We start from the raw sequence: 20,024 nt of genomic DNA, 5'->3' as shown, positions 1-20,024 counted from the left end.
ACGCTGCACGCGACCGAACATGAGACCGGCGCAAAGCCGCGCAGAAAAGAGCAACATCCACCATGGGTTCACAATCAGTACTACCGCGCCGCACCCTTGGCCGGGCTGGGCTTGACGTGTCAGTCCTCGGCTTCGGGACCGCGCCGCTGGGCGACCTTTTCCTCAGGCTTGACGACCAGACGGCGATCGCCGCCGCGGAGCGGGCGTTCGAGCTTGGCGTCAATCTGCTCGACACTTCCCCGCTCTATGGCTACGGGCTGTCGGAGCACCGCTGCGGCACCGCGCTGCGGCGCGTGGCCCGCGAGGACGTCATCCTCTGCACCAAGGTCGGTCGCTGGATGGACCCGTTTCGCCAGCCGGAAAATCGGGCGGGCTTTGTTGGCGGGCAGCCGCACCGCCCCGTGGTCGACTATTCCTATGACGGCACGATGCGGTCGGTTGAGCAGTCGCTGCTGCGGCTCGGCACCGACCGGATCGACCTGCTGCTGATCCACGACGTCGACGTCTGGACGCACGGTGCTGCCGCGATCGAGGACCGGTTTCGCGAGGCGATGTCCGGCGCTTATGTTGCGCTGGACAAGCTCCGCGCGGAGGGTGTGGTCGCGGGCATAGGGATCGGCGTGAACGAAGCCGACATGTGTGTGCGCTTTGCCAAAGCCGGCACGTTCGACGTGATGCTGCTGGCCGGGCGTTATTCGCTGCTCGAGCAGCCGGCGCTGAAGGAATTCTTGCCGCTGGCGCTTGACCAGGGAATTGCCGTGCTGCTCGGCGGCGTCTTCAATTCGGGCATTCTCGCCACCGGTGCGGTCAAGGGCGCCAAGTACAACTATCAGGATGCGCCGCCGGAGATCATGGCGAAGGTCGCCGAGATCCAGCGCGTTTGCGAGACCCATGGCGTCGCGCTGCCGACGGCCGCCGTGCAATTCGCGCTCGGCCATCCGGCGGTAGCGAGCGTGGTGCTGGGGGCGCATAGTCCAGAGGAAGTCGAGCGCAACGTGGCAGCGCTTACGACCAAGGTGCCGAGCGCGCTCTGGGCCGATCTGAAGTCTGCGCGCCTGCTCGACGCGGATGCGCCGGTGCCCGCGTGAGCGCGTTGATAGCCGCTATTTTCCAGCGCCCGTCGTCAGGCCGCTGACGATGTAGCGTTCGAGGAAGATGCCGACCACGACGAGCGGCGCGATCGCCGCCGTCGACAGTGCCGCCATCGACCACCAGTTGATGCCCTGCGAGCCGGTCTGGCTCGCCACCATCACCGGCAGCGTCTTCGCGTCGGTGCTGGTGAGTAGAGCGGCAAAGAAATATTCGTTCCAGCACAGCACCAGCGAGAGGATGAACGCGGCGACCATGCCGGGCACCGCGAGCGGCAAGATGATGCGCAGGAACGCGCCCCAGGTCGACAAGCCGTCCACGAAGGCGGCCTCATCGAGCTCGATCGGAATCGCGTTGAACTGGTCACGCATGATCCAGATGACGATCGGCAGCACAGTCAGCGTGTAGAGCAGGATCAGGCCAAACGTCGTGTCGAGCAGCGCCAGGGCCTTGTAGAGCACGAGGAACGGCAGCGCGAGCACCACCGGCGGCAGGATCAGCTGCGACATGAAGAAGAACAGGATGTCGTCATTGCGCATCCAGGCGAACTTGTAGCGAAAGCGGCTCAAACCGTAAGCGGCGAGCGATCCGAGCACGAGCGCCAGCAGCGATGCGCCGACCGAAGTGAGGATGCTGTTGACGAAACGGTTCATGAATTCGGAGCGCGCGGTCGAGGTCCCGAACAGCGTATCGGGCGACAGACCGAGCGAGCGCCAGCCTTTCCAGTCCGGCTGGAAATCGACCCAGGGAATCAGGTGCGCCTGCGTCACATCGACCGCCGATTTGAACGAGGTCGTGACGGTCCAGTAGATCGGAAAAAGGCAGATGAAGGTCCAGAGCAGCAATGCGGCGTAGATCAGCGTGCGGCCGAGCATGCGCTTGGCACGTGGCCCAGCGGGATGTCTTGGAACGGGTTTCGATGTCGCGATCGACATGGACAAGCGTGTAACTCCGTTTCGAACCTAAAGCATGATCCGGAAAAGTGTGCAGCGGTTTTCCGAAAAGATCATGCCAAAACAACAACCTGAAGCGCGATGATGATTCTTCTTAATCTCATCGCTTTAGACCACCTTCTGCGTCCAGCGCCTCGAAAGGCGCAACATCAGCGTCAGCAGCACGATGATCAGCAGCAGATAGACCATGGCGAGCGCCGTGCCGTATCCGACGTTCGAGCGGTCGCGGTAGACGCGGTAGATGAAGCTCGACACCGTGTCGGTCGCGCCGCCGGGGCCGCCGGCTGTCACGTTGATCACGATGTCGGCGAGCTTCAGCTTGAAGATGATACGGATGATCAGGACCGTGATGCTGACCGGCAGCATGATCGGGAAGGTGACGTGCCAGAACGACTGCCAGCCATTTGCGCCGTCGACCTTGGCCGCTTCCTGCACCTCCTTCGGCATCGCTTGCAGGCCTGCGAGCAGGATGATCATGATGAAGGGGATCGAGACCCAGGCGTCCATCGCCTGGATGCTGAAGCGCGCCATCCAGGGCGAAGCGAAGAATGCCGGGTTGTCCCAGCCGAGATAGCGCGCCAGCGTCGCCGCCGGGCCGAAGCGATATTCCAGCAGCGATTTGCCGATCATCCAGCTCACTGCGACGGGGCTGAGCATCATCGGCAACAGGAAGACCACGCGGAAGAATTTTCTCGCGCGGATCTCGGCACTGAGCAAGAGCGCCAGGCCGAACGCGATCGCGTACTCGCCGAGCACCGCGACGGTATAAAAGACCATGTTGCCGAGCGCATTCCAGTAGTAGGTGTCGTTCAGCATTCCCTTCAGATTGTCGAAGCCGGAAAAGCGCGGGCCCTCGATCGAGCTGAGATTCCAGTCGAGTGAGGCGATGTAGATCCCGAAGATCGTCGGGAAGATCACGACGGCGACGGTGAAGAACACCGCCGGCAGCAGGAACAGCGCGCGCTGGCCACGCTCGCCACGGGTCAAAATTTGTCCGACGCCAAAAGCGACGGCCCAGACGAGATAAGCGATGAGGATCGGCCGCCAATCGGAAAATCCGGCCGTAATTGTGCCGGTCGTGTGCAAGACCTGAATGAGGACGACGAGCAGGAAGCCGAGCGAGGCCAGCAGAACCAGCGCGCGGCCGGCGGCTTTCCTGCTGCCGGGAGCGCGCTTCGTCGCCGGCTGGTGGTGCGCATCGCTAACGGGTACGGAATTCTGCATCGAGATCAGTCGCATTCAGTGCCGGTTCCGGCGCCGGGCAAGTTTTCGGCTGGCGCCGTGGGGCGCCAGCCGAGGGTAGATGATCTTGCGTGGGCGCGCTACACGCCGAGCGAGGCCTTATAGAGCCCGATCTGCCGTTCGCGCCCGATCTGGTCGGTCAGCTTCTCCCAGGCCGCCGCGATGTTGTTCGCCCCGGTCTGCGCGTCGACCTTGCCAGCGAAGATCTTCGTCAGCTCGTCTTCCGCAATGCTGTAGTACTGGAAGATGCCGGGAATGCGCGGCTCCACGGCGCGGTTCGGGTGGTTGTAGGAGCCGAGCTGCGAGTTCAGGTAGGACGTGATGTACTTGCGATCGTAGCCCGCGGCCACCCACTCATCGTATTGGAAGTGGCTGGTCCGGTGGGCCTGGAAGCCCGACGGGTACAGCACCATCCAGAACGAGAGGTCCTTGCCGCCGAGATGCGCGGCTGCGCTCCAGGCGGCCTTGTGCTTCTTCTCGTCACCATTGACACGCGCCATCACATAGATGCCCCAGCCGAGATAGGCGCAGTTCGGGGCATGGTTCGGACCGCTCGCAAGCTTGTCCCACTGGCCGGTCTTGGCGTTGTAGACATCGTCCGAGCCGGGCAGGATGTCGAAGCCGACGACGTCGCCGATCACCGAGGTGTCGCTCGCCTTCGCCACCTGGCCGATGTCGCCCCACCAGGGGATCATCGAGCCGATGCCGGCCAGGAATTGCTGGAAGCCGGTGGTGTTCGGGTCGGCATTCAGCTGATCGGCCGGCTCGGATGGCAGCGCGTCGATCACGTCCTGGATGGCGCGCACCCAGGCCGGATTGTTGATGCGCGGCTTCAGCGTGTCGATGTCGAACAGCCAGGCCTTGTCGTCGGGATGCTTGGCATAGGCCGAGGCGCGGCTGCCGAGGAAATAGAAGCCGAACCCGCCCCAGGGTTTTGGTGCATCGAGATAGCCATAGACGTTCTGGTTCTTGAACTTCTTTCCCTTGAGGAATTTCGTCACCGCCTGGACTTGCTGCCAGGTTTTTGGCACGCCCCATTCGCCGGTGTTGCCGGCTTCCTTCCAGGCCTTGGCGAGCGCTGCGTCCGAGAACACATCGGTGCGATAGTTGAAGTTGTGGCAGTCGCCGTCGATCGTGACGCGATAGGTCTTGCCGTTCCATGTGCCGACCGGCGGCTTCAGATAGTCGACATAATCATCGATATCGATCTGCTTCTTGACCCAGTCCGGCATCTCTGACGCCAGGCCCTTGCCACAGACATCGCCTTCGAACGGCGCGCCCATCTCCAGGATGTCGAAATCGACTGTGCCGGTCGCGATCGCCTGCTGGAGTCGCGGGTTGTAGTCGGCCTGAGCGAGATCGATCCAGGAGATTTTTGCGCCCGTATAGGCCTCCCACGGCTTGAGAAAGCCGCGGAACAGGAGGTTATGCAGGTTCTGATTATTCAGTCCCATGAAGGAGAGCTCGACGCCCTTGAACTCGCCTTCCTTGATGCTCGCCTTGGTCGGGCCGAGGCAGAGCTCGCCGACCTTCTGCCAGTCGGCGTCGGTTGGCGAGCCCTTGCCCACGCCTGGAATTTGCCCAATCTGCGCGCGAAGATTGTTTTGTGCTAGCGCAATCTCCGAGAACGTGCCGAGCGCTCCGCTCGTGCCCAATGCTGCGGCGCTTGCCGCACCCTTCAGCACCGTACGCCGGTTCGGACGGAGTGCGGAAAGCCAATCATAGTCTTGCTGTTTCATCGCGATACCCTCCCTTGTTGACTTTCTTGATGTGAAGTCTGAGTAGCCGAAGCACACCGAGGACGTGAGGCTCGTGGACTTCAGTGTCGTCGTGATGGGTGACTGATGCCGCGTTCGAGTATGCAGCGGCGCCCATCAATGTCAACGAAAGCACGCGGAGTTGAAGCCGCCTGCCACCAATCAGAAATGACGAAGAGAATTCTCGCGATGCCGCGCTGCAAGATGGATGCTCGCGCGCGACATCATCTCGATGTCATATTCATGCCGAACGTGCCGCGCAGCCCTTTCCTCGTTAGCTCAAGCATCGGGCGGGATGACGCCCTTCTTGAAGATGAAGCAGCCATAGAAGCGCCGCTCCCCGGTCTGGATCACGCAATAGGATTTTTTTGCGAGCTCGTAGAAGGCGAAGCGCTCGATCGAGCCCATAGGGGAGGATTTCCCCTCCGCCGCGTCGATTTCGGCCTGCACCTCGCGCTGCACGGGCGGAATCTCGTTGGGCTGGCCGACGATCTCCATGCGCGATGCCGGTTTGTCGACAAAGCTGTCGAGCGGCAGCACCGACAGGATCGCGCGCGCGGCGCGTGCAGTGGTGACATTGTCGATGCGAATGAGCTTGCCCAGCACGGTCTGGCGCGCCACCGCATCGGCCGGAAAATTGGTGTCGCAGAGCACGAGGTCGTCGCCGTGTCCCATGGACCGCAGCGCGTAAAGAACATCGGCATTTAGAAACGGGTCGATCGATTTCAGCATGCAACGCCTCCCGGGACATAGGTCAGTTTCTTAGGCTGACGACTATCCAACGTCACGGCGCTGCCGTCCATATCGACGTAAAGTCCACAGTCCGGTTCAAGTCGGCTTGAACCGGACTCCGTTGGTGCGCTCAAAGCCCCAGCCGGTCAGAGCAGCCCGTTCTTCTTCAGGATCTCCGGGGCATTCTCCTTGGTGATCAGCATCGTCGGCAACGTGATGACCGGCTCCAGCTTTTCGCCCTTGAGCAGCTTGACCGCCTGCCGCAGGCCTTCGGCACCGGGCGTCGCATAGAGGAACGTCGCGGTCAGCTGACCCTTGGAGACCCAGGTGACGCCTTCGTCCGGCAGCCCGTCGATGCCGATGATGAACTTGATGTCCTTGTCGCGGCCGGCGTCCTTGGCGGCGAGATAGGCACCATAGGCCATCGGATCATTGTGACCGTAGACCAGGTCGATCTTCTCGTTGTTGCGCAACGCGGTCGTCATGATGTTGTAGGCCTTGTCCTGCTTCCAGTCGCCGGACTGGTTGTTGAGCAGATACTTGATGCCCGACTCCTTGTCGGTGTGGGCATGGAAGCCGTCGTGCCGGTCATGCGCGGGCTGGGTGCCCATGCCGCCCCAGATCTCGACGACGTTGCCGGTTGCCTTGCCTGGCCCGCCGAGCAGCTTCACCGCGTGCTCGCCGGCGGCTTTGCCGATCGCGACATTGTCGCCGCCGATGAACTGGGTGATGCGCTTGGTGTCGACGTTGCGGTCGAGCACGATGACCGGAATCTTGGCGTCGATCGCCTTCTCGACGACGCCGGTCAGTCCCGCGGACTCCTTGGGCGAGATCAAGAGTACGTTGACCTGCTGCACGATGAGGTTTTCGCAGTCGGCGACCTGCTTCTCGGTCTTGTCCTGGCCGTCGGTGATGACGAGGTCGACGTCCGGCTGGTTCTTCGCTTCGGCCTGGATGTCCTTGTTGAACTGCACGCGCCATGGTTCGAGCGTTGTGCATTGGCTGAAGCCGACCTTCCACTTGCCCGCGGCTTTGGCAGGACTCCAGCCGGCCGGCAGATAGACGGTCATGGCCGCACCGGCCATGGTGGTCGACAGTTTCAAGAATTCACGACGCTTCATCGAGATCCTCCCTTGCTTTTGCTTGCGCCTTTGCGGCGTTTGGCAGCCGATAGGCTTCGGCTGTTTTCGGATCGGCATGGACGTCCCGCGACCGGTTGAACCGCCATCGCGAGATGAGCTGGCCGAGATTCTGTTCCTGCACCAGCACGGTGCAGACGATGATCAGGCCCTTCATCAGGAGCTGGACGTTGGAGTCGATATTCTGAAGCTGAAGAATGTCCGACAGGAGCCCGAAGATCAGGACGCCGACGAAGGTGCCGGCGAGGCCGCCACGACCGCCCATCAGGCTGGTGCCGCCGATCACCACCGCAGCGATCGCGTCGAGCTCGAGGCCTGCGCCGGCATCGGGCTTGCCTTGCCTGTATTGTGCGACGAACAGCACGCCGGCGATTCCGGCGAGCAGTCCGGACAGAAGATAGGCCGTAAGCTGGACCTGGGCGACCTTGATGCCCGAGAGCTTGGCAGCCTCGACGTTCCCGCCGATCGCGTACGCATAGCGGCCGAACGTCGTGAAACGCAGGATCGCGCCGAACAGGACGATCGCCGCCAGGAAGAAGACGCTCGGCACCGGCAGCACGCCCCAGAGCATCGAGCGCAGCAGCTCGAAGGCCTCGGTGGCGTTCGTGCCGGTGTAGACCGGCACAACGGCATTGTCCGATCCGGCGGTCAATCGTGCGATGCCGAGTGCGCTGACCATCATCGCGAGCGTCACGATGAAGGGCTGCATCCGGCCGGCGACGATCAGGAGCCCGTTGAGGGCTCCGAGTAGCAATGCGAGGCAAGGCGCCACCAGGAGCACGCCGAGCACGCCGAACTTGCCGGCCACCTGGCTCGCGGTCCACCACGCGATCGCGATCGCGACGATCAGGCCGAGCAGCGTGGGAATGCCGACGCTGTGCCAGCGCGACAGCGCGATGTCGCGGCGCCGCCCGGCGCCGACATCGCGGCCGCGGGCAAGGCCTGCGAATATGAAGCGCGCAGCCAGCGCGGCGGCCGCGCCGCAGACGAGCACGGCCGCCGGCACGCCCAGCGCCGAGGCCGCCGTCCAGCCCGGCTTGGTGAGCAGCATTGCGCATATCACCGTCGAAAAACCCATGACGGAGCCGACTGACAGATCGATGCCACCGAGCAGGATGACCATGGTCATGCCGGTTGCGACCAGTCCGGTGATCGAGACCTGACGGAGCACGTCGGTGAGATTGCCGTAGGACAGGAAGATGTTGTTGCCGGACGAGGTGTGCGGCGAGGTGAGGGCGCCGATCAGGCAGATCAATAGCAACCCCCAATAGAGCTTGGTTTGCGAGAGGAGTTTGAGTGCCTTCATGATGCTTCTTCCTGCGACCACGCCGCCATGCCCGGTGCGGCAAGGCGCATCACCGCCTCCTGCGTCGCATTCTCGCGCGTCAGGAGGCCGGTCTGCCGTCCCTCGCACATCACGAGGATGCGGTCGGACAACAAGAGAAGTTCGGGCATTTCCGAGGTCACCACGATGATGCCGAGGCCCTGTGCGGCGAGATCGAAGATCAGGCGATAGATTTCCTGCTTCGCGCCGATGTCGATGCCGCGGGTTGGCTCGTCGAGCAGCAGAATGCGCGGCTCGGTGGCGAGCCACTTGCCGATCACGACCTTCTGCTGGTTGCCGCCCGACAGCGTTGCGGCCGCCTGTCCAATGCCGGTGCAGCGGACCGACAACCGGCCGACCATCTCGCGAGCCAATGCACGTTCGCGTGCGAAGGAGCGCAGGCCGAATTGCGACAATACCCCGATCGACGGCAGCGCGATGTTGTCGCAGATCGAGGCGGCAAGGTGCAGGCCGCGCTCCTTGCGATCCTCGCTGACGAGCGCAAGGCCGAGGCGATAGGCATCCGCCGGCGCGTTGATGTCGGCGGTCTCATCGTCGATCGTGATGGTGCCGCCGCACCAGCCGCGCGCGACGCCGAAGATGGATTCCAGAATCTCGGTCCGTCCGGAGCCGAGCAGGCCGCCGATACCCAAAATCTCGCCGCGCCTGAGCTCGAAGCTGACGCCGTGCAGCATCCGGCGCCATCCGCGCGGACTGAGCGTGTCGAGCGTCAAGTCCTTGACCGACAGGATGACCGCGCCATCCGCCGCCGCCGCACCGCGGTCGCTTGCGGCCATGTCGCGGCCGACCATCGCCGAGATGATCGCGCCGCGCGACAATTCGCCGATTGGGGCCGTGACCACCCGCCTGCCGTCGCGCAGCACGGTGACGCGGTCGGCGAGCTCGAGCACCTCCTCGATGCGGTGCGAGGTGTAGATGACCGCGACGCCCTCGGCTGCGAGCTGTTGCACGATCTTGAACAGCGTCTCGCATTCCGACGACGACAGCGCCGAGGTCGGCTCGTCCATGATGAGGATACGGGCATCGAGCGACAGCGCCTTGGCGATTTCCACCAGCTGCTGCTCGCCGACACGCAAGTCGGCAACGCGACTCTCCGCGTCGAGCCTCACGCCCAGCCGGGCCAGCAGGCGCTCGGCCGCCTCGACCATGCGGCGGCGATCGATCAGCAGGCCCGCGATCAGTGGCTCGCGACCAAGAAAGATGTTGTCGGCCACGCTCAGCTCGGGGACGAGATTGAGCTCCTGGTGGATGATCGCGACGCCGGCTTCCTCGGCGTCGCGCACGCCGGCGAACGACATCGCCTGGCCCTCGACCTGAATGGTGCCGTCATAGCTCGTGTGCACGCCGGCGAGGATCTTCATCAGAGTGCTCTTGCCGGCGCCGTTCTCGCCCATCAGTGCGTGCACTTCGCCGGGGCGCAGATCGAAGTCGACATTGTGGAGAGCCTTCACTCCAGCGAAGGACTTGGAGACCTGTTCGGCGGAGAGAGCGACGTGACCGCTCGGCGCGCCGGCGCGAGCGCCAAGCTCGATCACGCGGGAGGACGCGCGTGATTCATCCTGCGCTCCGAGAGCACCGACGCGTGCTTCCATTGCTGCTCCTCCCAGCCCCGACTCTTCAGTCTTTGACCAACATTGAGCCGCAGGGGGTGATGGTTGTTGTTTTGCTGATATGCTAGTTATATCAGTCGTCGTTCGTCAAGCCTTCGTCCGCGCAATTGGACTTCGCCAACCGAAAAAGTGAAAATCAGCCTGGGATCAAAGCATGCATTCAATCGGCGGGTTCAGGGGCGGCGGAACTGTTGCAGCGCGAGGGCGCAGGGCAGGCGGGTCGAAAGTCGATCAGGCGTACCTCGCGTTGAAGCGCGCGATCGTATCGGGACAACTCGCGCCCGAAACACCAATCGACAAGAATGAGTGGTGCGCGACCTTCGACGTGTCGCGGCTGTCGATCACGACTGCGATCAACCGGCTTGCCTTCGAAGGCCTCGTCGTGGTCGAGCCGCAGCGCGGCTCCTATGTCGCGCGGATTCACCTTGAGGATGTGCGGCAATGGATGCTGATGCGTCGCGCGCTGGAGGTGGAGGTCGTCGAGGTCTGTGCCGCCGACATGTCGGACGAGGCGATCGCGGCGCTTGGTCAGAATCTCGCCTATCAGAAAGCCGCCATCGCCAGCGGTGATCTTGGAGGCTTTCATGAACTCGACACCAGGTTTCATCGCCAGATGACCGAAACCTTGAATCTTGCGCGGGTTGGCGAGGTGCTTGATCCGATCCGCACTCATCTTGAGCGCGTACGCAGGACTCTGCTTCCCGAGCCCGGGCGGCCCGAGGGGACGTTCCGCGAGCACGAAGCGATCTATCGCGCGATTGCCGCCCACAAGCCGGATCAGGCCAGGCGTGAGATGGCGGATCATCTTGACCGCGTCTCGCGCGAGCTGCAATCCTTTGTCGCCAAGCATCCCGGCTTTTTCGACGAGTAGAGGTCTAACCGGCCGTCATCGCGTCAGGCGAAAGCATCATGTATCTCGGAATCGATCTCGGCACCTCCGCGGTCAAGACGGTCCTCGTCGACGACACCCAGCACGTGATCGCAAGCGCGAGCCGGTCGCTCGCGACGGCCTCGCCGCGACCCGGTTATTCCGAGCAGGATCCGCGGAAATGGATCGAGGCGGCGTTTGCGACGTTGGATGAGCTGAAGGCGGATCATCCGCGCGAGCTGGCCGCGGTCGAGGGCATCGGCCTGTCCGGCCAGATGCATGGCGCCACGCTGCTCGACGCGAATCTCGAGCCGCTCCGCCCCTGCATTCTCTGGAATGATGGCCGCTCTGCAGCCGAGTGCCGTCAACTTGAAGAGCGCTGGCCGACCTTGCGCGCCACGACCGGCAACAAGGCGATGCCCGGCTTCACCGCGCCGAAGCTTTTGTGGATCGCGGCGAACGAGCCCGAGATCTTTGCGGCGACAAAACTCGTGCTGCTGCCGAAGGCCTATCTGCGCCTGGTGCTGACGGGCGAGGCGATCGAGGACGTTTCTGACGCCTCGGGATCGCTGTGGCTCGACGTCGCGCGGCGCGCCTGGTCGGATGAGGGCCTTGCCGCAACGGGCCTGTCACGCGCGCACATGCCGCGGCTGGTCGAAGGCTGTGCGCCATCGGTGCGCCTGACGCGCGAGCTCAGCGAACGCTGGGGCATGGTGAAACGGCCGATGATCGCAGGGGGTGCCGGCGACAACCCGGCCGGTGCGGTCGGCATCGGCGCGATCCGTCCGGGAACCGCGTTCATCTCGCTGGGCACATCCGGCGCGCTGTTGACGCCGACCGACAGGATTGCCGCGAACCCGGATCGCGTGGTGCATACCTTCGCGCATGCGATCCCCGCGATGTGGATTCAGGCCGGCGCGATCCTGTCGGCCGCGTCCTGCCTTGCCTGGATGGCGCGGCTACTCGGCGCCCCGGAGGCCGAGCTGCTGGCGCCGCTCGGTGCATGCCCGCAGGCACCGTCGCCGATAAGTTTCCTGCCTTACCTTGCCGGTGAGCGGACGCCGCATGACGACCCCAATGTGCGCGGCATGCTCGATGGTCTGAGCCACGGCACCGATCGCGCTGATATCGTGCAGGCGGTTCTTGAAGGCGTCGCGTTTGCGCTGGCCGATTGCCGCGATGCGCTCGCGGCTGCCGGCCTCGTAGTTTCGGAGGCCGATGTGATTGGCGGCGGCTCGCGGTCCGCTTTCTGGCTCGCCGTGCTGGCGAACGTGCTGAATATTCCGATCCACCGCTTTGCAGCAGGCGAGACCGGCGCCGCGTTCGGTGCGGCGAGATTGGGGCGCCTTGCTGTCACCGGCGAGGCGATCGCAGCCGTCTGCACGTCGCCGCGGCGCGTCGAGACTTTTGAACCCGAGCGGGCGCTCGCCGATGCCTACGCCGAACGTCTGCCCGCATGGCGCGAGCTGTACCGGCCGCACCATTAGCGTCGTGCGTTCCGCATGTGCACCTCTTCGATATTGTCGGTTCGGTATTGCCCTGCGCCGCCGCCTTTTGTTTAATGGTCGAACCGCGCTAACAACGAAAGAGACGCGGGTGGGAAACGCATTGTGCGCCGGGAGGCACGATGAACGATCCGATCCTCGAGATGCGCGGGGTCTCCAAATCCTTCTTCGGTATCAAGGCGCTGCGCGCCGTTGACCTTACCGTCTATGCGGGCGAGGTCCACGCCCTGATGGGCGAGAACGGTGCCGGAAAATCAACCCTGATGAAAATTTTATCGGGTGCCTACCGGCCCGATCCCGGCGGCGAGATCCGCATCGAGGGCAAGCCGGTACGGATCGAAGGCCCGCTCGGCGGCCGCGCTGCCGGCATCTCGATCATCTATCAGGAACTGTCCTTGGCCCCCAACTTGACCGTCGCGGAGAATATTTATCTCGGCCGCGAGGTCTCACGTTCTGGATTGCTCGCGCGCAGCGACATGCGCGTCGGTGTCGGCCCGATCCTGGAGCGGCTGGGCGCCGACTTCACCCCGTCGACGCTGGTGGCACATCTTTCCATGGGCCAGCGCCAGCTGGTCGAGATCGCGCGTGCGCTGCACGCGCGTTCCAAAATCCTGATCATGGATGAGCCGACGACCGCGCTGTCGGCCGGCGAGAGCGAGCGGCTGTTCGCGCTGGTCCGGCAACTGCGCGCCGAAGGGCTTGCCATCATCTATATCTCGCATCGTATGGACGAGGTCTATGCGCTCGGCGATCGCGTCACGGTGCTCCGTGACGGACGTCTGGTCGGCTCGCTCGACAAGTCTGACATCCGCGCCGACAGCATCGTCCGCATGATGGTCGGGCGCGACGTCTCGTCTTTCTACAAGAAGGACCACGATCCCGAGGCTGGAAAGGGGCATCCGGTACTCACCGCGACCGATATGTCCGACGGGCAGCGCGTCAAGGGCTGTTCGCTGACCGTGCATGCGGGCGAGGTCGTGGGACTGGCCGGCCTGATCGGCGCAGGCCGCACCGAACTTGCACATCTGATCATCGGCGCCGCGCCGAAGATTTCCGGCCGTGTCGAACTCGAAGGCCAGCCAATCGACATCCGCACACCCGGCGAGGCGCTCGAGGCCGGCATCGCCTACCTCACCGAGGACCGCAAGGCGCTCGGCCTGTTCCTGGACATGTCGTGCCAGGATAACATTAACCTTGCCGTGCTTGGGCGCGATGCGAAGCTCGGCTGGTTCCTCGATCGCGACAAGGCGCGTGAGCGCGCCGACAGGGCTTTCGCGGGCTTAAGCATCCGCGCCGCCAACGCCGGCGTCCCCGCGGGCGGACTGTCCGGCGGAAATCAGCAGAAGGTGCTGCTCTCGCGGCTGCTTGCAATCGGCCCCAAAGTCCTGATCCTCGATGAGCCGACGCGCGGCGTCGACGTCGGGGCCAAGTCCGAAATCTATTCGATCATCGACAATCTCGCCAAGGCTGGCACGGCGATCCTCATCATCTCGTCCGATCTGCCCGAGATTATCGGCATCTGCGACCGCGTCATCGTGATGCGACTGGGGCACGTCGAAGGCGAGATCAGGCGAACCGCGACACAGCCGCTGACCGAGGAGGATATCATGGCACTTGCGACGGGGATGGAGCACCTCGATGCCTGATCAGGGATCTTCACCAACAAAGGCGGCCACGGCAAACGGACTTGCCGCTGCCCAGGAGACGAAACGCCAGCGGGTCAGGCTCCTGATCCAGGCGGCCGGCATGCTGCCGGTGCTGCTGCTGCTGTGCGCCGGCTTTCATTACCTGTCGGACGGCCGTTTCTTCACTGGCCAAAATCTCGGCATCGTGCTGCAGCAGGCCGCGGTCAACACCGTGCTGGCGGCGGGCATGACCTTCGTCATCCTCACCGGCGGCATCGACCTGTCGGTCGGCTCGATCCTGGCGGCCTCCGCGATGGCCGGGCTGACCCTGTCAAAACTGCCCGAGCTCGGGGCGCTGTGGCTGCCGGCCGCCGTTCTCACCGGGCTCGGCTTCGGCGTCGTCAATGGCGCGCTGATCGCGCTGCTGCGACTGCCACCCTTCATCGTTACGCTCGGCTCGCTCACCGCCGTGCGCGGTCTGGCGCGCCTGCTCGGCGCCGACACCACCGTGTTCAACCCTTCCATTCCCTATGCCTTCATCGGCAACGGCTCGCTTACTCTCATTCCCGGCGTGATCTCGATTCCCTGGCTATCGGTGATTGCGCTGCTCGTGATCCTCGTTTCCTGGCTGGTGTTGCGCCGAACCGTGCTCGGCGTGCATATCTACGCGGTCGGCGGCAATGAAAGCGCGGCGCGGCTTGCCGGCATCAAGGTCTGGGCGGTGCTGATCTTCGTCTACGGGGTATCGGGACTGTTTGCCGGCCTTGGCGGTGCGATGCAGGCGGCGCGGCTCTATGCAGCCAACGGCTTGCAGCTCGGACAAAGCTACGAGCTCGATGCGATCACGGCCGTGATCCTCGGCGGCACCTCCTTCGTCGGCGGCATCGGCTCGATCTGGGGAACGCTGGTCGGCGCGCTGATCATCGCCGTGCTGTCGAACGGCCTGATCCTGGTCGGCGTATCCGACATCTGGCAATACGTCATCAAGGGACTGGTGATCATCGGCGCCGTCGCGCTCGATCGTTACCGCCTTCAAGGCTCGGCGCGCACCTGACGATCGGTGCGCGAAGGCACGGCCACTCGCGCTGTGGAACTCCGTTGCGGCAACTGGTCAGCCGCGCGGGACATCAAATCAGACCAGGGAGGAAGCCAATGTTGAAGACGATCTCGCTTACCAGCGCCGCCGTGGCGCTTGCCCTGAGCTCCACGCCGCTGCAGGCGAAGGAGCTCAAATCCATCGGCGTCTCGCTCGGTTCACTCGGCAACCCGTTTTTCGTCGCGCTGTCGAAGGGCGCCGAGTTCGAAGCCAAGAAAACCAATCCCAACGTCAAGGTCACGACCGTCGGCTTCGAATACGATCTCGGCAAGCAGGTGACCCAGATCGACAACTTCATCGCCGCCGGCGTCGATCTGATCCTGTTGAACCCCGGCGATCCCAAGGCGATCGGCCCGGCAATCAAGAAAGCGCAGGCCGCCGGCATCATCGTCGTCGCGGTCGATACCGCGGCAGAAGGCGCCGACGCCACGGTGACCACGAACAACGTCCAGGCCGGCGAGATCTCCTGCCAGTACATCGTCGACAAGCTCGGCGGCAAAGGCGACGTGATCATCGAGAACGGGCCGCAGGTCTCCGCGGTGATCGACCGCGTCAACGGTTGCAAGACCGTGTTCGGCAAGAACCCCGGCATCAAGGTTCTGTCCAGCGACCAGGACGGCAAGGGCTCGCGCGAAGGTGGCCTCACAGTGGCGCAAGGCTACCTGACCCGCTTCCCGAAGATCGATGCCATCTTCGCGATCAACGATCCGCAGGCGATCGGCACTGATCTGGCCGCGCGCCAGCAGAGCCGCTCCGGCATCATCATCACCGCCGTCGACGGCGCCCCCGACATCGAGGCCGCGCTGAAAGATCCGCAGTCGCCGCAGATCCAGGCTTCGGCCTCGCAGGATCCGTTCTTCATGGCACGCCGTGCCGTGCAGGTCGGCGTCGGCATCCTGGGCGGGCAGAAGCCCGCCTCGACCGTCGAACTGCTGCCGTCGAAGCTCGTGACGCGCGACAACGTCGCCGACTACAAGGGCTGGACCTCGGATCGCACGCAGTAAGCGGCATCGCCTTTGCCGGCGCCGCCCCTTGCGGGCGGCGCTGGAACGCTGCAAGACGGGAGGCGTTTGTGATCGGCGGCATGTGCCGTTCGACAGAACCCCCATGAGTGCGTCGCCTATGCAGCAATCCGATTCATCGACCTCGTTCGCATCCCGCCTCGTTGGACGATATGCACTTATAACCGGCGCGTCCCAAGGGATCGGGCGTGCGATCGCCGTTCGCTTCGCGCAGGAAGGGGCGACCGTTGCCATCAACTATCTGGAACACCGTACGGATGCGGAGAACACGCTTGCGCTTGCACAGGCGGCCTCGCGCGAGCGCGGCCATGGCGACCGGGATCATGTCGTCATTCAGGCCAATGTCGCTGTCGAGGCGGACATCACGCGGATGTTTGAAACGGTGCTGTCGCGCTGGCGGCGGCTCGATTGCCTCGTCAACAATGCCGGCTTCCAGAAGGAATCGCCGAGCGAGGCGCTCGACATCGAGGCCTATCGGCGCATCATCGACGTCAATCTCAACGGCGCCGTGCTCTGCGCGCAGAAGGCGCTGGCGCATTTCGTGAGCCGGGGAGGCGGCGGTACCATCGTCAACTGCTCGAGCGTGCATCAGATCGTTCCAAAGCCCGGCTATCTCGCCTATTCGATCAGCAAGGGCGGCATGGCGAATCTGACCCGCACGCTCGCGCTCGAATTTGCCGGCCGCGGCATTCGCGTCAACGCCGTCGGGCCGGGCGCGATCGACACGCCGATCAACGCAGCCTGGACCGGGGATACGAAAAAGCGCGCGGACGTCGAGAGTCACATCCCGCTCGGCCGGGTTGGAACGGCCGACGAGATCGCCGCGGTGTTCGCCTTCCTCGCCTCGGACGAGTCGAGCTACATCACCGGTCAGACCATCTACGCCTGCGGGGGTATTACGCTGTTTGGGGAATTCCGCGAGAACTGGGCGAGCTAGAACTCCCGACGTCTGCTACACTCCGCGTCAACCCGAAGGGCGCGCCAGCGCGTGACACAAGCGGCAATCGGGGAGGGGGATCATGTCGACGGCCACGGGCTCTAACGAGCAAGGTAGCGGCTACTTTCCACGCTGGAAGCTGAAGACCTCGGGCGTGATCCTGCCCGAGGAACGGCTGCCCTGGGGCCAGACGATCATCGCCAGCCTCCAGCACGGCGTCGCGATGTCGGGAGCCACGATCATCGCGCCGTTGCTGATGGGGTTCGACCCAAATCTCGCACTGTTCTTTTCCGGCGTCGGCACGCTGATCTTCTTCGTGGTCGTAGCCGGACGTGTGCCGAGCTATCTCGGCTCCAGCTTCGCCTTCATCGCCGTCGTCATCGCTGCGACCGGCTATTCCGGGCAGGGACCGAATCCCAATATCGACGTTGCGCTCGGCGGCATCGTCGGCGCTGGCGCGCTCTATGGCATCATCGCGCTGATCGTGATGTGGGCCGGCGTCGGCTGGGTCGAGCGTCTGATGCCGCCGGTCGTCACTGGTGCGGTGGTCGCCGCGATTGGTCTCAATCTCGCGCCTGTGGCTGTGAAGGCCGTGAGCGCAGGCGCGTTCGACACCTGGGTCGGACTATTGACCGTCCTGATCATCGGCCTGACCGCGGTCGCAGCCCCGGGATTGTGGCGGCGGCTGCCGATCATCGTTGGTGCCGTTGGCGGCTATCTCCTTTATCTCTTGCTTGCCAATGGCCTGGGTCTCGGCAAACCGGTCGACTTCACTCAACTCGCCGCTGCGCCCTGGATAGGCCTGCCCAAATTCACGACGCCGACCTTCCATGCCGACGCGATCTTCCTGATCGCGCCCGTCGCGATCATCCTGGTTGCCGAGAATCTCGGCCACATCAAAGCCATTGGCGTGATGACCGGCCGAAGCCTGGATGGCTATCTCGGCCGCGCGTTCCTCGGCGACAGCCTTGCCACGATCGTCTCCGCCTGCGGCGGGGGCACCGGCGTCACCACCTATGCCGAAAACATCGGCGTCATGGCGGCGACGAAGGTCTATTCGACGATGCTTTTCGCGGTGACCTCGATAGTATCGATCCTGCTCGGCTTCTCGCCGAAATTCGGCGCGCTGATTCTGTCGATCCCGGGTCCCGTGATCGGCGGCCTGTCGATCGTCCTGTTCGGTCTGATCGCGGCGATGGCCGGGCGAATCTGGGTCGAGAACAAGGTCGACTTCTCCAATCCGCGCAACCTGATCACGGTCGCCGTTGCGCTCACTGCCGGTGCCGGCGATCTCACGCTGAAGTTTGGCGCATTCACGATGGGCGGCATCGGCACTGCGACCTTCGGCGCGATCATCCTCTACCAGATTTTGGCCACAAAGGACGCGGGCAACTGATCAGCGGAAGCCGTGATGTGCGGATTTCATCAGGCCACAGGTAGCTCGAGCGCGATGACGCCGTCGCCGCTATCCGTGGATCTGATGCTGTCGCGCGCCACCGATTCGATGGCGGGCCACCGCTCGCGGAACAGCGCTGATGCGTCGTGGAAGTTCGGGGCGTCGACCCTGACACAGCAGGCCCGCCGCTTGCCGCCATCCGCTATCTGAAATGAGAAGGTGAAGCCGACCCGCTCCGCATCGCCGTCGATCGCCCGCAGTTTTTGCATCAGTGTCCCCTGATGTTGCATTCACCGGCGTACCTTGCGTTTTCGATTTGGAAATTCCTGCGGCGCGATTGTGGCGCCGATCAAATAGGTTTGCAGTGTTGCAAACATCTGACACTTGTCGTGAGGTGGCGCTTCAAGGCCTTGTTCCCAATGACTACGATTAAGCCAACAGGCTGAGCGCGTGAGCTGAAGACGGACATGGAAGCGAGACGCCATATCATCGCAAGCGTGGCGCTTGCCGTTGCAATCGCCTTGAGTGGGGTCGTGAATGTCGGCTCATCGGCGCACGCGCAGCCAGCCGCGCTTACCGCGAAGCAGTCAGGAGCGCTCGAGGCCTACAATCGGGCGTTGAGTGACTTCAAGGCGATCCTCAGCCAGCGACGCCGCCAGATCGACGCGCACGAGCCGCTTCCGAACCTGCCGGGACAAGCCCTTTACCTGGCGCGCGTCGACGTCATGAGCACTTACAAGGATCTCACCGATGTACTTCCGTCGCGGATCGGACGGCCCAACAAATACGAGGTTCCAGCGGCGTATTTCGACGCTGATATCGAACCGCTGATCGACGAGTACAGAAATCTTTTCGACGTCATGGAGGCGCCGCCCGCGAATGCGCAGGCCTCACCGACGCCATTCAAGGACGTCGTCGATCTCGGTACTGCGATCGCGCGCGCGAAAGGATTGGATACGAAGGGGGCGGACGCGGCCGGCCGTATCAGCCTGGGGCTGTTCTTCGCCGAGACCAACGGCAAGCAGAATGTCGGCAATGGGCGCTCCAACACCTATATCGGCAGCTTTCAGACCGGCCCGTCCGAAGACCGCAATGGCCGGAAGCGATGGCAAGCGATCAGGCCGTCCATCGCCTCACTTGATCCGAAACTGATCGCGCGCGACGACAAGGAGGAGGCGCGCGTCAGCCTCGACCATCGGCTCAACCACTGGACCGCGGTGCGTGACGGCCTCATGAACGCCCACGCGGATCTCTTCGCGGCGATCCCCGATATCGCCAAGACGCTGCCGGACCCGATCGACCAGATGAAATTCTTCGAACTCATCCAGATCATCCCGACGGCGACGCGAGCCGCGCTGAAGTCGGGCAACTTACTTCGGAGCCGAGTCTCTGACCCGACGGTCATGAAATACTTACGCAACAACAGCATCTTTGCCTATGGACGCGCAGACAGGGCAAGAACGTCAGCGAGCTTCCGTGAAATCCTCGATGCGATGTGGCTGTTCAATCAGAAGTTCGCGCGGGCGCAGGCGGAGTTCGAACGCGTGCGGGCGCGGTGAGGGCATCCACCGCATCTTCTCCGCCAGCTCGCTCCATTCGCCTGCGGAGCCGGCGAGGGCAAGGTCAGGCTCCAATCAGGTCAGTTATCCTGACCATCTTTTGGCGTTGCAGTTTCAGCCATTTCTCGTCTAGAAACGCCTCAACGGGC

General features: G+C 63.7%; 17 protein-coding genes. 9 read left to right on the top strand and 8 right to left on the bottom strand.

Annotated elements, in window-relative coordinates; translation table 11 throughout:
- Positions 1-62 precede the first annotated feature (62 nt).
- Positions 63-1,088 carry an aldo/keto reductase gene (locus SO180_RS11710; protein WP_449378965.1) on the top strand — a complete coding sequence of 342 codons (1,026 nt, stop codon included), beginning with the start codon at positions 63-65 and terminating at the stop codon, positions 1,086-1,088.
- A 15-nt stretch (positions 1,089-1,103) separates the two neighbouring features.
- On the opposite strand, the gene SO180_RS11705 is transcribed toward SO180_RS11710, so the two are convergent.
- The 7 genes from SO180_RS11705 to SO180_RS11675 all read right to left on the bottom strand — a co-directional run bounded on the left by SO180_RS11705 (position 1,104) and on the right by SO180_RS11675 (position 9,849).
- A complete protein-coding gene (locus SO180_RS11705; protein WP_449379009.1) occupies positions 1,104-1,964 on the bottom strand; it encodes a carbohydrate ABC transporter permease in 861 nt (286 codons plus the stop codon).
- Positions 1,965-2,150: 186 nt separating this feature from the next.
- Positions 2,151-3,266 carry a carbohydrate ABC transporter permease gene (locus tag SO180_RS11700; RefSeq protein WP_449379008.1) on the bottom strand — a complete coding sequence of 372 codons (1,116 nt, stop codon included), beginning with the start codon at positions 3,264-3,266 and terminating at the stop codon, positions 2,151-2,153.
- A gap of 98 nt (positions 3,267-3,364) precedes the next feature.
- Positions 3,365-5,023 carry a type 2 periplasmic-binding domain-containing protein gene (locus tag SO180_RS11695; RefSeq protein WP_449378964.1) on the bottom strand — a complete coding sequence of 553 codons (1,659 nt, stop codon included), beginning with the start codon at positions 5,021-5,023 and terminating at the stop codon, positions 3,365-3,367.
- A 297-nt stretch (positions 5,024-5,320) separates the two neighbouring features.
- A complete protein-coding gene (locus SO180_RS11690; RefSeq protein ID WP_449378963.1) occupies positions 5,321-5,773 on the bottom strand; it encodes an RbsD/FucU family protein in 453 nt (150 codons plus the stop codon).
- Positions 5,774-5,919: 146 nt separating this feature from the next.
- A complete protein-coding gene (locus SO180_RS11685) occupies positions 5,920-6,843 on the bottom strand; it encodes a substrate-binding domain-containing protein (RefSeq protein WP_449379007.1) in 924 nt (307 codons plus the stop codon).
- A gap of 37 nt (positions 6,844-6,880) precedes the next feature.
- The gene (locus tag SO180_RS11680) at positions 6,881-8,218 is read right to left on the bottom strand and encodes an ABC transporter permease (protein WP_449378962.1); all 1,338 of its coding nucleotides are present in this window, start codon (positions 8,216-8,218) and stop codon (positions 6,881-6,883) included.
- Positions 8,215-9,849, bottom strand: coding sequence for a sugar ABC transporter ATP-binding protein (locus SO180_RS11675; protein ID WP_449378961.1), 1,635 nt, complete (start codon positions 9,847-9,849; stop codon positions 8,215-8,217). Before SO180_RS11675 ends, SO180_RS11680 begins: the two co-directional genes overlap by 4 nt.
- A 172-nt stretch (positions 9,850-10,021) precedes the next feature.
- Between SO180_RS11675 and SO180_RS11670 the strand changes: the two genes are divergently transcribed.
- The 7 genes from SO180_RS11670 (at position 10,022) to SO180_RS11640 (ending at position 18,316) form a co-directional block, all read left to right on the top strand.
- Entirely contained in the window at positions 10,022-10,738 is a 717-nt protein-coding gene (locus tag SO180_RS11670) for a GntR family transcriptional regulator (protein WP_449378960.1), read from the top strand.
- 38 nt (positions 10,739-10,776) lie between these two features.
- Positions 10,777-12,222: a xylulokinase gene (gene xylB, locus SO180_RS11665; RefSeq protein WP_449378959.1), complete on the top strand. Its 1,446-nt coding sequence runs from the start codon at positions 10,777-10,779 to the stop codon at positions 12,220-12,222.
- Positions 12,223-12,362: 140 nt separating this feature from the next.
- Positions 12,363-13,886 (top strand): sugar ABC transporter ATP-binding protein, encoded by a 1,524-nt coding sequence (locus SO180_RS11660; RefSeq protein ID WP_449378958.1) that lies wholly within the window; start codon positions 12,363-12,365, stop codon positions 13,884-13,886.
- The gene (locus SO180_RS11655; protein WP_449378957.1) at positions 13,879-14,919 is read left to right on the top strand and encodes an ABC transporter permease subunit; all 1,041 of its coding nucleotides are present in this window, start codon (positions 13,879-13,881) and stop codon (positions 14,917-14,919) included. The genes SO180_RS11660 and SO180_RS11655 overlap by 8 nt, the downstream gene beginning before the upstream one ends.
- A 98-nt stretch (positions 14,920-15,017) precedes the next feature.
- The gene (locus SO180_RS11650; RefSeq protein WP_449378956.1) at positions 15,018-15,965 is read left to right on the top strand and encodes an ABC transporter substrate-binding protein; all 948 of its coding nucleotides are present in this window, start codon (positions 15,018-15,020) and stop codon (positions 15,963-15,965) included.
- 118 nt (positions 15,966-16,083) lie between these two features.
- Positions 16,084-16,920, top strand: coding sequence for an SDR family oxidoreductase (locus tag SO180_RS11645; RefSeq protein ID WP_449379006.1), 837 nt, complete (start codon positions 16,084-16,086; stop codon positions 16,918-16,920).
- Positions 16,921-17,002: 82 nt separating this feature from the next.
- Positions 17,003-18,316, top strand: coding sequence for a solute carrier family 23 protein (locus SO180_RS11640; RefSeq protein ID WP_449378955.1), 1,314 nt, complete (start codon positions 17,003-17,005; stop codon positions 18,314-18,316).
- Between the two features lie 29 nt (positions 18,317-18,345).
- Here SO180_RS11640 and SO180_RS11635 read toward each other — a convergent pair whose 3' ends face one another.
- Positions 18,346-18,585: a hypothetical protein gene (locus tag SO180_RS11635; RefSeq protein WP_449378954.1), complete on the bottom strand. Its 240-nt coding sequence runs from the start codon at positions 18,583-18,585 to the stop codon at positions 18,346-18,348.
- Between the two features lie 198 nt (positions 18,586-18,783).
- Between SO180_RS11635 and SO180_RS11630 the strand changes: the two genes are divergently transcribed.
- Positions 18,784-19,875, top strand: coding sequence for a hypothetical protein (locus SO180_RS11630; RefSeq protein ID WP_449378953.1), 1,092 nt, complete (start codon positions 18,784-18,786; stop codon positions 19,873-19,875).
- The last annotated feature ends 149 nt before the right edge of the window (positions 19,876-20,024 follow it).

It is taken from the genome of Bradyrhizobium sp. UFLA05-112 (genome assembly GCF_053572325.1).
This window is presented reverse-complemented; position numbering and strand designations above follow the sequence as displayed.